At 39.0% G+C, this 13,634-nt stretch carries 17 protein-coding genes and 1 riboswitch; of the genes, 3 read left to right on the top strand and 14 right to left on the bottom strand.

The genetic code is table 11. The annotated features are described in order from the left end of the window. Positions 1-41: 41 nt before the first annotated feature. From GJS41_RS07550 to GJS41_RS07500, 11 genes are all read right to left on the bottom strand, one after another. On the bottom strand, positions 42-1,565 hold the full coding sequence (locus tag GJS41_RS07550; RefSeq protein WP_154246668.1) for a PH domain-containing protein: 1,524 nt from the start codon (positions 1,563-1,565) through the stop codon (positions 42-44). 9 nt (positions 1,566-1,574) lie between these two features. Continuing rightward, entirely contained in the window at positions 1,575-2,051 is a 477-nt protein-coding gene (locus GJS41_RS07545) for a PH domain-containing protein (RefSeq protein ID WP_195758356.1), read from the bottom strand. 94 nt (positions 2,052-2,145) lie between these two features. Further along, positions 2,146-2,472, bottom strand: a complete 327-nt coding sequence (locus GJS41_RS07540; RefSeq protein ID WP_154246666.1) for a rhodanese-like domain-containing protein — start codon at positions 2,470-2,472, stop codon at positions 2,146-2,148. Positions 2,473-2,476: 4 nt separating this feature from the next. Continuing rightward, a complete protein-coding gene (gene thiE / locus GJS41_RS07535; RefSeq protein ID WP_154246665.1) occupies positions 2,477-3,964 on the bottom strand; it encodes a thiamine phosphate synthase in 1,488 nt (495 codons plus the stop codon). Positions 3,965-3,976: 12 nt separating this feature from the next. Next, complete coding sequence (locus GJS41_RS07530; protein WP_154246664.1) at positions 3,977-4,750, bottom strand: thiazole synthase; 774 nt, start codon at positions 4,748-4,750, stop codon at positions 3,977-3,979. A gap of 10 nt (positions 4,751-4,760) precedes the next feature. Then, positions 4,761-5,066, bottom strand: coding sequence for a hypothetical protein (locus GJS41_RS07525; protein ID WP_154246663.1), 306 nt, complete (start codon positions 5,064-5,066; stop codon positions 4,761-4,763). 15 nt (positions 5,067-5,081) lie between these two features. Next, positions 5,082-5,294 (bottom strand): sulfur carrier protein ThiS, encoded by a 213-nt coding sequence (thiS, locus tag GJS41_RS07520; protein ID WP_154246662.1) that lies wholly within the window; start codon positions 5,292-5,294, stop codon positions 5,082-5,084. Then, positions 5,278-6,345 carry a glycine oxidase ThiO gene (thiO, locus tag GJS41_RS07515; RefSeq protein ID WP_154246661.1) on the bottom strand — a complete coding sequence of 356 codons (1,068 nt, stop codon included), beginning with the start codon at positions 6,343-6,345 and terminating at the stop codon, positions 5,278-5,280. Before thiO ends, thiS begins: the two co-directional genes overlap by 17 nt. Before the next feature lie 3 nt (positions 6,346-6,348). Beyond that, positions 6,349-8,217: a phosphomethylpyrimidine synthase ThiC gene (gene thiC, locus GJS41_RS07510; protein WP_154246660.1), complete on the bottom strand. Its 1,869-nt coding sequence runs from the start codon at positions 8,215-8,217 to the stop codon at positions 6,349-6,351. Positions 8,218-8,293: 76 nt separating this feature from the next. Continuing rightward, positions 8,294-8,415, bottom strand: a riboswitch (TPP riboswitch). 32 nt (positions 8,416-8,447) lie between these two features. Further along, positions 8,448-9,050, bottom strand: coding sequence for a hypothetical protein (locus GJS41_RS07505; RefSeq protein ID WP_154246659.1), 603 nt, complete (start codon positions 9,048-9,050; stop codon positions 8,448-8,450). A gap of 123 nt (positions 9,051-9,173) precedes the next feature. Further along, positions 9,174-9,704, bottom strand: a complete 531-nt coding sequence (locus GJS41_RS07500; RefSeq protein WP_154246658.1) for a DUF4870 domain-containing protein — start codon at positions 9,702-9,704, stop codon at positions 9,174-9,176. A gap of 364 nt (positions 9,705-10,068) precedes the next feature. On the opposite strand from GJS41_RS07500, the gene GJS41_RS07495 reads away from it, so the two are divergent. Next, on the top strand, positions 10,069-10,452 hold the full coding sequence (locus GJS41_RS07495; protein WP_154246657.1) for a hypothetical protein: 384 nt from the start codon (positions 10,069-10,071) through the stop codon (positions 10,450-10,452). A 60-nt stretch (positions 10,453-10,512) separates the two neighbouring features. Here the strand turns inward: GJS41_RS07495 and GJS41_RS07490 are convergent, their stop codons facing one another. Then, on the bottom strand, positions 10,513-10,809 hold the full coding sequence (locus GJS41_RS07490; protein ID WP_154246656.1) for a hypothetical protein: 297 nt from the start codon (positions 10,807-10,809) through the stop codon (positions 10,513-10,515). 134 nt (positions 10,810-10,943) lie between these two features. Then, positions 10,944-11,492, bottom strand: a complete 549-nt coding sequence (locus GJS41_RS07485) for an adenine phosphoribosyltransferase (RefSeq protein ID WP_154246655.1) — start codon at positions 11,490-11,492, stop codon at positions 10,944-10,946. 35 nt (positions 11,493-11,527) lie between these two features. Between GJS41_RS07485 and GJS41_RS07480 the strand changes: the two genes are divergently transcribed. Both GJS41_RS07480 and GJS41_RS07475 read left to right on the top strand, forming a co-directional pair. After that, entirely contained in the window at positions 11,528-12,259 is a 732-nt protein-coding gene (locus GJS41_RS07480; RefSeq protein ID WP_154246654.1) for a hypothetical protein, read from the top strand. Positions 12,260-12,494: 235 nt separating this feature from the next. After that, on the top strand, positions 12,495-13,145 hold the full coding sequence (locus tag GJS41_RS07475; RefSeq protein WP_154246653.1) for a methyltransferase: 651 nt from the start codon (positions 12,495-12,497) through the stop codon (positions 13,143-13,145). Positions 13,146-13,209: 64 nt separating this feature from the next. Here GJS41_RS07475 and GJS41_RS07470 read toward each other — a convergent pair whose 3' ends face one another. Next, positions 13,210-13,554: a hypothetical protein gene (locus GJS41_RS07470; RefSeq protein WP_154246652.1), complete on the bottom strand. Its 345-nt coding sequence runs from the start codon at positions 13,552-13,554 to the stop codon at positions 13,210-13,212. Between the last annotated feature and the right edge of the window lie 80 nt (positions 13,555-13,634).

Raw genomic sequence — 13,634 nt, 5'->3', positions numbered from 1 at the left:
AATCTCTGTGGCGCAAGTTTGCCAAAATTTCAGCTAAAGCTCTACCATTCAAACTCAATATCTTTAATGTTGGCTGTTACTTGAGCATATAATTTTTCGGCCGTTTCGTAACTAATGTAAGGAATTTCAATATGATGTGCGCCAGGGGTTGCTCCGGCAGTGTCTAATTCCAACTTGGCCATTTTATGACGTCGATCAAAAAAGTTTTCTTTAATTCGCAAGGTCTGAACTTTTGGAATACGTACATAAGTTTCTTTTCTAAAGACCACGCCACTTTTAAATGCGGCCATTCTATCGGTAATAAAATAACCTGTATTTTTGATATAGGCTTTAGCATAGAAAAATGACCAGATAATCATAACTGGGAAAGCTATGGCGTAAGTCCACACCGAGTGTACTATCAATGGCAATAGCAGCAGCCCCCAAGTAAACACCGAAGCTTTAAAAACCCGCTTCCAAGCTCTGGCTTCTACCGGTTGCCAGTGCAGATTTTGCCACTCTTGATCCGACTGGATTTGCTCTAAGAACTCTAGTCGTTGAGCTTTTGGTAATACTGGTGCCACTTGCTTCATGGTCACACCTTGCTGCTCAGTATTCACGCCTCCCGCGGTTTCAACGGTCACCCCAACCCTATCAAAAATCTGATGCAACCAAGAGTTATGGACTGTAATGGTTTGGATCCTTTGCGTTGGAATTGTTGCTTGCAACTTTGTCAGTAAACCAAGACTGGCTGCGAGCTTGCTATTCTTTTTGGTTAGATTGAAGTTATGGAATTTTAACCAAGCCATACCGATGGATAATATCCATAATACTGATAGAGCAATTATCAGCATAATAAATGCAAACACTATGGTGCCGAGCATACTGGTTTCTGGAACCATACTTTGCACACCATCACTAACATAATTCACTCCGGTTTTAATTGCAGACCGGATATTCTTTGGATTGTCATCACCAATAAATTGACTAATGAAACCAAAAAATACAGCAACTGCAATCAAGCCTTTATTAGAAATTAATCCGTAACGAACGATTTCGCCAAAACTTAATTTTAATATTGAATCCTGTTCTTTTTTTGCTTCCGTAGGCTCAACTTCATTCGCCTCATCAACCCCATCTTGTTTCTGCAAAATTTGTTGTAATTCTTTAACCGCATCTAAACTGACCACATTGATAATTGCTTCTGGTGCTCCACCTGACGCCGACTCCAGCTGCACTTTAACCACCCCAAAAATCCGATGGAGCGGTCCTTGAATTAAGTTTAAATTTTGGATTTTATTATATTTAACTTGGCGTAAATTTCTAAAAATGATCCCTTCTTTAACTCGAATTTGATCATCTTCTAACCAATAGCGATAAAACTTAAATTGAATAATTGAGATCACACTGATAAGTGCAGCGCCACCTAGAGCATAAATCTCCCAGGAACTGGAGCGTGAGCCAACACCAAATACGGCTATCAAAGCAGGAAAAATTAATTTTTTAATATTTTCCCATAGTATAAATAGCGGAGAAATATTATGCAGTTTTCGCTCTAATGCTGAGTTATCAATAACCTCTTCCATGACTAACCTCTAGACCGCATCCGAGTTGGTTTCATCGATAAGACGATTACGCAACTCATTTGCTACTTCTAGCTCGATACCCGAAAGCTCTACCGATGCATCCTTAGTGCCAGCCGTATTGACTTTTAATTGCCCTAATTCAAACTTCCGCTCTAGCGGACCTTGAGAAACGTCTGTATGTTGAACTCGATTTTTGGGAACTAAAATTCTTCTACGCCAAATGACACCTTTTTGGATATAGAGACCTTCATCTTGATACCACCAACGTGAGTATTGGTAACGTTTTTTGGACCAAATAAACCCTAATAAGAAAAACCCAATTGCCACGCCAAGCATAATAAACAATGGATACCAATTACCACTAGTTACTCTTGCCACTACTCCAATAATTATTGGAATAACACTAACGATCGAAAAAATTATTCTGGTGACGGTAACTGATTTTGGACTTAATTTATTAGCGTACTCTGGAGTCTTTTCTAACAATCCCATAGCTTTAGAATAAGTTATTATTTATCTAACCACTATACAAAAGATATTGTTAAAGCTCCAATTTGATTTGTTACAAATTGTAGAGGTTTCAAGTAGTTACCGTCTTTCGCCAAGCTTCTATCCCGCCTTTTAAACTATAAACCGAACTAAAATCACTTTGAATCAAAAGGCTAGCTGCGTTAAAGCTTTTTTGTCCCACTTGGCAGTAAATGACAACCATTTGATCGGGATCTAACTGATTAATCTGACTGGCAAATTCATAAATAGAGATATTATCACCACCTAAATTAAACTCTAGGTGATGGTTTGCATCGCGCACATCGATAAGCAAAGGTTTATCACTCTGGCTTAGCCACTGTTTCAATTCTAATGGCTCAATATATTGCACTTGCTCAGATTCTTTAGGCTCAAACATACCGCTAGATTCTATTCGATAGTTGTTGCATCATTTGTAGGGTGATTTGCTCTGGCTCTTCTGCTTGAGTAATCGCTGATATCATTGCCACACCAGAAACTTTAGTCCTAGCCACTTCTGTCAAGCGCCCTAAATCAATACCACCAATGGCCACCCATGGGTATTCATCCATAGTATTAACCCAGTAAGATAAATTTTCGATACCATGCGGGATCCATGGCATCTGTTTAGATTCAGTATGATAAACTGGTCCGCAAGCCATATAACTTGGTTTAATTGCATGCGCTCTAGCGACTTCATAGTAACAGTGGGTACTAATTCCTAGACGTAAGCCCGCTTTAGAAATAGCCTCTAAGTCCGCATTATCTAAATCTTCTTGGCCTAAATGAACGCCATAAGCTTTATGCTTAATCGCCAATTGCCAATAGTCATTAATAAATAGTCGCGCTTTATATTTTTCCGCAATTTGAATGGACTTAACAATTTCTTCTTCTACCACATCTGCTGCCAAATCCTTCACTCGCAATTGAATCGTGGTCACGCCTAACTTTAACAGTCGCTCAATCCAACCAACAGAGTCAACCACAGGATATAAGCCTATTTCTTCAACGCCGCAATCTGGAAAAGAATAATCTTTGTCTTGGTAATGATCAGAAAGCTTTGGCATATAACGCTGCTTAGACGGCCATGACAAAGGCTTAAGAGGACCTTTGCCCAAACCAACTCGATAACCATTTTCAATCGCTTGATTGATTTGCATCTTGCCAATAACGATTGCGTCAATTAACGAATGGTTTAGCGCCCAAGCAGTGGCAATGGATGCTGCTAAAACACAGCCCGTTCCACGAGTGTTGTCCCGATGCTGTCTTTCGCTTCTTAACCAAAAGGAGCCATTATCATCACAAAAGTAATCTGCACAAAAGTCTTCATCCGTATGACCGCCTTTTACCAACACGGCCTTAATACCGGCCGATAAAATATCATCCACCGCAAACTCAATATCTTCGAGTTTATTGACTTTACGTCCCGTAAGTAATTCAAGCTCTGGAATGTTTGGCGTCAAAAGATCAATTCGATCGAACAAAGTTTTAAATAAACTCTGGGCTTCATCATCCATGAGTTGTTTTCCCGACGAACTAACCATCACCGGATCAACAATAATTTTTCCTTCGTATTCTTTTAAAAATTCTTTTAATGCTTCAATCGAATCTTTACTCGGTAATAACCCTACTTTTATCGCATCGGCTGGAAGATCATCTTTTAGCGCATTAAATTGCGCGGTAATTTGTTCTTCACTCAGCGGATTAATCGCCACGACTTTTTTTGAGTTTTGCGCCGTTACTGCCGTCGTGATCATGCAAGGATGTGCACCCAAAGCTTCAATAGCTCTAATATCCGCAACTTGTCCTGCTAGTCCTGAGCAATCAGAACCTGCTACTGACCAAACAATTCTTTTTCTAGCTTCGGATTTATTTTTTTTTGCGCTTATCATTTATAATTATTCTTATTGCTCACTGTGCCAAAACGGCGTGCCAACTACTGGCGTACTTGGTTTTGCTAAATCTCTTTCTGGAATAGCGCCGGCTTCATAAGCATGCCTTCCTGCAATTACTGCATCTTTAAAAGCGCTAGCCATTAATACCGGATTTTGCGCTTGGGCTATTGCCGTATTTAAAAGCACAGCGTCATAACCCATTTCCATTGCCTGCGCCGCATGAGACGGCAAGCCCAAACCCGCATCTATCACCATGGGGACATCCGGCAATCTTTCCCGCAAAGTTTGTAAGGCGTAAGGATCGGTCAAGCCTCGACCCGTTCCAATCGGTGCTCCCCAAGGCATTAAAATATTACAACCTACATCTAGAAGCTTCTGACACAAAACCAAATCATCAGTGCAATAAGGGAACACCTCAAAGCCACGCTTAGTTAATTCTTTAGCGGCCTCTACCAACTGGAAAGGATCCGGTTGTAAATTATAATCATCGCCAATAACTTCTAACTTTATCCAGTTGGTTTGAAATATTTCACGCGCCATTTCAGCGGTAGTAATCGCTTCCTTTGTGGAATGACAGCCAGCGGTATTGGGCAACCAATGACAATCAACTTGATTAATTTGATTCCAAAAATTTTCACCGCCTTTTCCTTGCCGACGTACAGAAACGGTTATCACTTGTGATTCCGATGCTTTTAACGAATCCAGCATTATTTGCGGCGACGGGTATAAAGCCGTACCGACAAATAGTCTACTTGAAATTTCTTTACCACCAATGTTTAACATAACACCTTCTTTAAGCTTTCAAAAAAGCTGATAACACCTCATATATCTTATTGCAGAATTTATTATTTTTTGGCCGTATTAAAAATCTAGAGTTATCTTCAAAAGGCTCTTCTATAACGAATACTTGTTCATCAATTTCAAACTCGCAAAATACCTCTTCTCTAAACCATGAAAAAAACTTTTTTGGATGACATACAACTTGGACACCATCTATTGCACTAACAATTTGTACGGTTTTTTTTCTAGAGCAAATAAAGTTATCAATTTCAAATGAGAATAATTTATTACTTTCATCATAAAATGGATAGGTATTCATTAATTTAATATTCCGCTAGCCGCCCTGCATTGGCAAAACAATTTCTACCTTATCATTCTCTTGCAAAACTGATTCGCTATAAATCGATCTAGGCACAAACTCCATATTGACCGCAATCGCGAAATTCGTATCGCTAAAACCGTTATCTATTCTCAGCCAATCAATTAATTGACTAATGGTAATATTTGATTCAACTTCTATTGCTTTATCATTAAGCATTAACTGCATAATTTTTCTCACTTCCTGGACATATCAATCGTTTAAATTGCGAAATCGTTTTTTCAATGATTGCAGGTGCCAATAAAATTCCGTGTCGATACAAGCCATTTATCTGGCTTAAACCTGTATCAGTTTTTATCAAAGGCAAGTTGTCCGGTAAGGCTGGACGGCAATTCACCACCGACTTTATAATCCTCGCCTCACCAAAACCTTTATGCAAACTATAAGCCGCAGATAATAATTCCAAACTCGAGCGGACTGATACTGCCGAATAATCTTCTGACTCAATTTCCGTTGCGCCAATTAAGTAAACATGGTCTGGCCTTGGCACTATATAAAGCTTATAGCGTGGGTGCATTAAACGCGTTACATGCTGGATATTTACTTCTGGCGCCTTTAGCCAAAGTAGCTCTCCACGCACTGCTCTTAATGGTAAACCTGAATCTTTTTTCGCGCCAAGCCCACGACAATCAAAGACCCAATCGAATTTATAAATCTTATCTTTGGTCTTTACTTTTCTTGCACTTATTGATTCTACTTCTGTATTGTCATACCAACTACAACTCGATAGAGCTTTATCTAAAGCAGTTAATAGCTCTATAGGATCTATTTGGCCTTCCGTGGGCAAATACAAACCTTCTCCGAGTTGCTGCAAATCCAATTCTTTAATTCCTAAATCAATTTTTTGAATTAAGTTTGTTTCATCGTTCAGTTTACTTTTGACCAATTTGTAAAAGCGTTCTAAATCCACCTTATCTTGACCATGAGCGGCGACTAATGAACCCGTCTGTTTAAAATAAATTTTTTGCGGTAATTCTTGTAACCAATCGGTATACAATTCTAGAGATCGAGTTCCTAATTGATAAATATCTTTTTCCGCCATTTCAAGTTCAGCTAATGGCGATAAAATTCCAGCTGCAGCGTAGGAGCAAGCGGCTTGGCTATTACGATCTTCTTTATCAAAAATAGTAATTTCTAAACCTAGTTTTGCTTTTAACTTTAATAAGCGCCAAGCTAACATTCGGCCGGCAATGCCGGCTCCTATCACTGCAACCTTCATTAATTAGTCTTTTAGCTCGACGTAGATCTGACCGCCCTGCTTTTTAAACTCAGCTGATTTTTCTGCCATTCCTTTTTCAATTTCTTGTGCAGACAGCTTCTCCTGCTCATCAGCATAATCTCTTACATCCTGACTAATTTTCATTGAGCAGAATTTTGGTCCGCACATAGAACAGAAATGTGCCACTTTGGCAGAATCCTTCGGCAAAGTTTCATCGTGGAATTCACGCGCGGTATCTGGATCTAGTCCTAGATTAAATTGATCTTCCCAACGGAATTCAAAACGGGCTTGCGATAATTGATCATCACGATATCTTGCACCTGGATGACCTTTGGCAACATCAGCAGCATGGGCTGCTAACTTATAAGTAATGATCCCTGTCTTAACGTCATCACGATTCGGCAAGCCTAAATGCTCTTTAGGCGTTACGTAGCACAACATAGCGCAACCATACCAACCAATCATCGCTGCACCGATACCGGAAGTAATGTGATCATAACCCGGCGCAATATCCGTTGTTAATGGTCCCAGCGTATAGAATGGCGCTTCATCGCATACCTCTAATTGCTTCTCCATATTTTCTTTGATCATATGCATCGGTACATGACCAGGACCTTCGATCATCACTTGTACATCATGCTTCCACGCGATTTTTGTGAGCTCACCTAAGGTTTCTAGTTCACCAAACTGCGCATCATCATTAGCATCAGCAAGCGAACCCGGACGCAGGCCATCACCGAGCGAAAAGCTGACGTCATATTTTTTCATGATTTCACAAATATCTTCGAAATGAGTATATAAGAAGTTTTCTTTATGATGAGCGATACACCATTTAGCCATTATCGAACCACCACGTGAAACAATACCCGTGACGCGCTTTGCCGTCATTGGAACATAACGTAATAAAACACCTGCATGGATAGTGAAATAATCAACGCCTTGCTCAGCCTGTTCAATCAAAGTATCGCGGAATACTTCCCAAGTTAAATCTTCTGCCACACCATTTACTTTTTCCAAAGCCTGGTAAATGGGCACAGTGCCGATTGGTACTGGTGAATTACGCAAAATATAATCACGAGTTGCGTGAATGTTTTTACCGGTCGATAAATCCATCACCGTATCACCACCCCAGCGAGTCGACCAAACTAGTTTTTCAACTTCTTCTTCGATGCTTGAGGTGACTGCTGAGTTACCGATATTGGCATTAATCTTTACCAAGAAATTACGACCAATAATCATTGGCTCTAATTCAGTGTGATTAATATTCGCTGGAATAATTGCACGGCCCTGCGCTACTTCATCACGAACGAACTCAGGTGTGATTTTCTCTGGCGTATTAGCGCCAAAAGAATGCCCTTTTAACCGAGCTTCTCTTTCTTCATTTGAAAATTGCTCAAACAGTGCTTCGCGTTTTTGATTTTCACGAATAGCGATGTATTCCATTTCAGGGGTAACAATTCCCTTTCTTGCATAATGCAACTGAGATACATTCTGACCTTCTTTAGCACGTAAAGGTTTGCGCTGTAGATCTGGATTATGAGTAGCAAAGGCCTTTTCATTGCCTTCATCGTAACCATTATCAATCGCTTTGATTTCGCGGCCTTCGTATTCTTCTACATCGCCACGGCCAATCACCCAATCCCGCCTGACATCTTCAATACCCTTTCGCACATCAATTTCAATGTTAGGGTCGGTATAAGGCCCTGAAGTATCATAAACGGTAACTTTCTCACCATTGGTCAAACTAATTTCGCGCATAGGAACACGAATTTCAGGATGTACTGTACCTGCTATATAAATCTTTTCTGATTTAGGTAAAGGTTCACGCGTGATCTTATGTTTATTGAGATCGATAGGATCGTTTTTCGCCATGGCGATTTCTCCAGTTATCTTCAAGGATCTACTGGCATGGCGTAAAAAAGTAATGGTGACAAAGGCACTAAGCCCATGATGATTTATTACTCTTCCCTACGCCGATGCTAATCGGATCAGGTTATACGGGTTTGCGTTGCATCTCAGCCTTTATCAACTAATGAATACTTTAGTCTTATGGCACCCCGAGAGTTGGGTCTATTGTAGTTTTTTTAACACTTAACTTCCAGTTATCCCTCTAAGATTTCGAACTGCTCAACAAAAATTAATTCGCAAGCGCCACCGCCGGTATCTTCTCTAGTTAAGGAGCTTTTCCATCGAAAGCCTGTTTCAGACTCAATGACAGAGACTAATTTTCCTTTGATTTTAATGACTTGCCCTGCTTTGACTCGATCGATTTGGTTGCCTACCACTGCAGTTGAAGGAATGAGATGCATATTAGCGCTATGGGACTGAATTTCTTGCTGCGGGATAGGTGGATTTTCATAGCGATATCGATACCAACGTCCCGATTGAGAAAACTCGATTTTCTCCAATACTGATTCATCAGACATTCGGCCCCAGCCCAATGCTAAGTCAATCGGCGATAATTTAGCTCCTCTATCACTGGAGTAATCTTCTCTGAGTATAACTTTTGCCTTTATATCGAATTCTGCCAATGGAGTTACTTCAAAAGTATCAAAAATAAATGGTTTAGCTGATTCAATATCAATTTGTATCGGCGCGTTCGCAACTTTCACACCGGCACCTAAAACCACCGGTTGCTGTGATTTATGGTAGATAAGTATCAGTATTACTACTGCGGCAATGATGGATATTTTTTTCGGGCTCAAGTTCACCCCTGTTTAGACTTTTATAAAGTATAAAAAAAATGGCGACAGATGTCGCCTGGGGTATGAAGAGACTCGTACTTTTTTATTATTATAGTTATAGGTCTATGACTAACTAACTAACTACTACTGGATTAGTTTTAATGAAAATGGATATTTGTATACGCCACCTTCGCTTGCTTTAATTGCAGCTATAATCGTCACGATAAAGTGGAAAATGATTAAGCCTATCAATAAAGGAATTCCGATTAAGATAATGCTTAAAATCAAGGCCACACAGTAAGCAATAAACATGCTAATGTTGAAGTTCAATGCTTCTTTACCGTTTTCAGCCACTAAAGGCATCGATTCTTTCTTCAGTAACCAAACCACCAAAGGTCCTAGAACCATTCCAATGACTGGAATTAAGGGCACCATTGCTACAAAGGCAGCTAGGTGAGTGAACATGGACCAACTTTTTTCATCGCTAGTGGCTGATTCAGCGCCTAGCACTTCCGCTTCTCCTTCAATCACTCTCTCATAGGGGGCTTCTGTTTTTGCTTGGCTACTTTCAGCTTTAGTGCTTTCCGGCCTAGCTTCTTCTACCACTTCTTCAACCTTATCTACTTTTTCAGTAGTTTCTTCTGCTGAAGTTTCTTTTTTATCTTTCTCTGACATGCGCTTTTATCTCCGCTTTCGTAAATCACAAATTTAGATTAGCAAGAAAAAATATTTCAGAGTGTAACCAAGCGTGCTTAAAAATGACGATAAAATCCTACTGCCATTTTTAGAGCCGCCTAAGTCTTAAGTGATTGATTTTATTGGCATTAAACCAGAAAATGGCTTTGTGTAAAATTTAAACAGTCCAGCAAAGTAAGCAAGAGTTTGCTTAACTCATTGTTTTTTATGACTATTTTATTATTAAATTATTTTCTGATGATATGAACAAGGACTTATCAAGATAAGCCCTTGTATTTATTGACTATTTTTGTTGGTGTTTTAATTTTTCACGTAATAAGATAGCTTCCCCTATTGATAATAATTGGAAACTGCTTCTTATCGTTACCATAAAAGACTAGTTCCAGCAGTAAAGGCTAAAAAGCAAATAACCCATAAAATTACAGGGCCAGAAGCACCCTTAAACTCAAAATTAAAAAACTTAAAGGAGATTGAATCTCTCGAGAAAATATCAAGAACCACCACTATAGAAAATGCAGAAATCGCACAAATTGCAACTCCGATAGTACCAGCAGGGTGTTCTTTAATGATATCTAAAAACCAACTATCAGGTATCGAGTTAGGGATCAGTGCACTGGCTGCTAAAAAAACAAAGAAAAAGGTTGTCCATATCGCCGTACAAATAACGACAGCCCAACTTGCCCATTTTTTGAAAGTGCTTTTTTCTTGGTTTGAACTATTTTGTTGACTCAATTGACCTATCTCGGCTTATATAAAGCTTAGGGGTTAATATAGGAACACCATTCTTCTATTGCAAACCCTTTCTTTTTTGATTTATCTCTACTTCTGCACCGATAACTTTGCCGTTTAAAGCGTAATCCTGATGATCATTGGTATTCAAATTTACTTTAATAAGGTGCTTACCCTCAGGCAACTCTTCTAGATGATACCAATGGCTATATAGACGAGTGATCTTTTTACCATTGATATACAGGTGAGCATGCCCATGCCCCACTCGATGCGCTTGGTTAACTTGCTCGGGGGCAAATGCGAAGTTTTCCGTTATGAGCTCTAAATTCCAACCAGACTTTTCATCCTTATGCATCTTAATCCTAACTTGAGGCTTGTTCTGCAAATCTTTAACTTCAAGCTAAGTATGGTGATGGTGGTGATGCCCGCCAGTTGCAAACAAACTGCTTGAGAATACTAATACTATAGAAACAATAATAATTTTAAACATTAATCTTGATACTCCGCTAAACTGAATGTTTGACCAAACTTTGCTAATTTACGACTGCCTTCTAGAAAGCTTAAATCAATTATAAAGGCAAAGCCCGCTATTTCACCACCTAATTGCTGGACTAACTGAGCACTAGCGATTGCCGTACCCCCCGTTGCTAATAAATCATCATGAATTAAAACTCTTGAACCTACTCGAATTGAGTCTTGGTGCACTTCCAAACAAGCCGAACCATATTCCAAATCATATTCAACCGATACCGTATCTGCAGGCAATTTACCTTTCTTACGAATTAGCACAAAGGGAATATTCAAAGCTCTAGCCAAAGAAGGTCCAAATAAGAAACCTCGCGAATCAATCCCTGCAATAGCATCTAATTCCAAGGACTCAGCAAATTCAATCAGTGCCTCTAGGATTTTCTTTGAAACCACAGGATCAAGTAGTAACGGTGTTATATCTTTAAATGAAATTCCCGCTTTCGGAAAGTCTTTTACTTCTCGCACATTAGACTTTATCAATTTCTCAATGGTCGTTCTTTCTAAACACATATACGGATTTATTAACTCGTAACTTTGACTATAATATGAATATATTAACTCAAGCCGTTGCCATCGTGAAAAAAATTCTTATCTACATTGCCATGCAATCTGAAGCCCAGCCAATCATTGATGAACTGAATTTTGAAGAAACCAGCATTTTAAATCCAGCTTTACCTATGAAAACCTACACTGGCGTGTCAAGCAAGCACAGCTATTTTTTAGTGACTGGTGGCAAAAGCTCTATGTATGGTGTTGATAACGTTGGTACCGAACCTGCAGCTGTTGGCTTACAGGCAGCACTACAATTTTTTGATGCTGATCTAGTGATCAATGCTGGCACTGCTGGCGGCTGGCAATCCAAAGGCGCACAAATTGCCGACGTGTATTTAGGCAAAAGTCCTGTTCGATATCACGATCATCGCATACCTATTCCGACATTCGAAGCCTACGGAAAAGGCTCTTATCCTTGTATCGAAACAGCAGAGCTTGCACAATTACTCAATCTTAAACGTGGTTATATTAGCACCAGCAACTCATTAGATTTTAATACCGATTGTTCCCGATTGATGGAGGAAAATAAGGCTGACTGCAAAGAAATGGAAGCGGCGGCTTTGGCTTGGATTTGCCATCTGTACGCCAAACCTTTTTTACCTATTAAAGCGATTACAGATTTTGTTGATCATGAACATCCAACCGCTGAACAATTTCAAGAAAATTTAGCTAAAACGTGTCTAGCCTTAAAAGATGCTTTTGTAAAAATATTAAATAATTTATGATTAAAAAATATTTTAAAGCCTAAATATCGGCTCTTTGAAAAGCATGAACATAAGATCTCATCTTTCTCGTTAAGCCTATAACTCTCTATTTCAATATAATTCGAATCCATTTAAAACTATCGAATAAAATAGATTGCCTAATTGCCCGATTACTATACCATGAGATTTCACCTTCGTTTTGTCATTTGTTCAATGTTGAATAGCTGGCTCAGCGCTCAAGTTTTGAGGCGGCTTAATGACAAATCTTCGTTTATGCTACCAAACGATCGAGTTTGGTAAAACTGATATCCATATTTGCACTTTACGCAATAATCAAGAATTTTCCGATCCAAAGGGAATTGCAAAAGATCTTGGGATAAGCTCAGCTTCCTGGCCAATTTTTGGAGTCCTATGGCCATCCAGTCTAGTGCTCGCGCATTTTATAAATGATTATAAAACAGAGTCCAAACGTATTTTAGAAGTCGGCTGTGGCATGGCTTTATCAAGTTTACTTTTAAATAAACAATCCGCCGATATTACTGCTACAGATTACCATCCAGAAGCGAATAAATTCTTACAACGAAATGCTCAATTAAATGGCGATACCCCCATTGCTTTTGAAAGAACAGGCTGGGCTGAAAAAAATGATGAGCTTGGCGTATTCGATTTGATTATTGGCAGTGACCTCCTCTATGAAGATGAACATATTGATTTGCTCGCAGACTTTATGATTGCCCACGCAATGCCGAGCTGTGAAATTATATTAGTTGATCCTGGTCGCGGAAGAAAAAATAAACTTAGCACCAAGCTCATTGAAGCAGGTTTTAGTTCTTCTCAACATAAACCAATAAAAACTGATTATTTAGAAAAAGAATTTAAGGGTTATATTCTGCAATTTGAACGTTAGTGATGTTTGCTTGTAACACCGCAAGCAAAGCTGCTCGGTAGTGCGTCAGTGCTGCTTTGCCTTGTTAAATGTCTTTGGTAAAAATATTACCATTGGTAGTTGTAATAACACTGTTATCCCTGCTTACCTCCAAAGGAAAAATGGCTTTTTTTCCATTTATGCTGCATTCAAAGTCGATTGTTGTTCTTGAATAAAAGCTATAAGTGCAGTCGTTGTATACTACTCCATTAGAATTGCCAAAAATCATTGTTCCATCAGGATTGAAGGTAAAATTTTCAATCACACTATCCTTTACTTTAGTTTTTATAATCCAAGTCCCATGTATCCAATCTGGGTTTGATCGTGGTGTGCTAAAATAATAAAAGACTACAAGGCCTATAGCTAGAACTCCAAAGATTACATTTCTCATATATTACTCCTTAAATTTAAGATTTTATTTCATCCCTCTTATTTATCCTAAAATTTGTATCGTGGCCACTGCTTTTATAT

The organism is Kangiella sp. HZ709 (genome assembly GCF_009674675.1).
Classification (GTDB): domain Bacteria; phylum Pseudomonadota; class Gammaproteobacteria; order Enterobacterales; family Kangiellaceae; genus Kangiella.
Note: the sequence above shows the minus strand (reverse complement) of the source record. Positions and strands in the feature narration are given on the sequence as shown.

What these genes read in the sequence shown, in the direction of transcription:
- GJS41_RS07550 (WP_154246668.1), bottom strand. Translation starts at nt 1,565, where the DNA reads ATGGAAGAGGTTATTGATAACTCAGCATTAGAGCGAAAACTGCATAAT.
- GJS41_RS07540 (WP_154246666.1), bottom strand. Translation starts at nt 2,472, where the DNA reads ATGTTTGAGCCTAAAGAATCTGAGCAAGTGCAATATATTGAGCCATTA.
- thiE (WP_154246665.1), bottom strand. Translation starts at nt 3,964, where the DNA reads ATGATAAGCGCAAAAAAAAATAAATCCGAAGCTAGAAAAAGAATTGTT.
- GJS41_RS07530 (WP_154246664.1), bottom strand. Translation starts at nt 4,750, where the DNA reads ATGTTAAACATTGGTGGTAAAGAAATTTCAAGTAGACTATTTGTCGGT.
- GJS41_RS07525 (WP_154246663.1), bottom strand. Translation starts at nt 5,066, where the DNA reads ATGAATACCTATCCATTTTATGATGAAAGTAATAAATTATTCTCATTT.
- thiS (WP_154246662.1), bottom strand. Translation starts at nt 5,294, where the DNA reads ATGCAGTTAATGCTTAATGATAAAGCAATAGAAGTTGAATCAAATATT.
- thiO (WP_154246661.1), bottom strand. Translation starts at nt 6,345, where the DNA reads ATGAAGGTTGCAGTGATAGGAGCCGGCATTGCCGGCCGAATGTTAGCT.
- thiC (WP_154246660.1), bottom strand. Translation starts at nt 8,217, where the DNA reads ATGGCGAAAAACGATCCTATCGATCTCAATAAACATAAGATCACGCGT.
- GJS41_RS07500 (WP_154246658.1), bottom strand. Translation starts at nt 9,704, where the DNA reads ATGTCAGAGAAAGATAAAAAAGAAACTTCAGCAGAAGAAACTACTGAA.
- GJS41_RS07490 (WP_154246656.1), bottom strand. Translation starts at nt 10,809, where the DNA reads ATGCATAAGGATGAAAAGTCTGGTTGGAATTTAGAGCTCATAACGGAA.
- GJS41_RS07485 (WP_154246655.1), bottom strand. Translation starts at nt 11,492, where the DNA reads ATGTGTTTAGAAAGAACGACCATTGAGAAATTGATAAAGTCTAATGTG.
- GJS41_RS07480 (WP_154246654.1), top strand. Translation starts at nt 11,528, where the DNA reads ATGAATATATTAACTCAAGCCGTTGCCATCGTGAAAAAAATTCTTATC.
- GJS41_RS07475 (WP_154246653.1), top strand. Translation starts at nt 12,495, where the DNA reads ATGACAAATCTTCGTTTATGCTACCAAACGATCGAGTTTGGTAAAACT.
- GJS41_RS07470 (WP_154246652.1), bottom strand. Translation starts at nt 13,554, where the DNA reads ATGAGAAATGTAATCTTTGGAGTTCTAGCTATAGGCCTTGTAGTCTTT.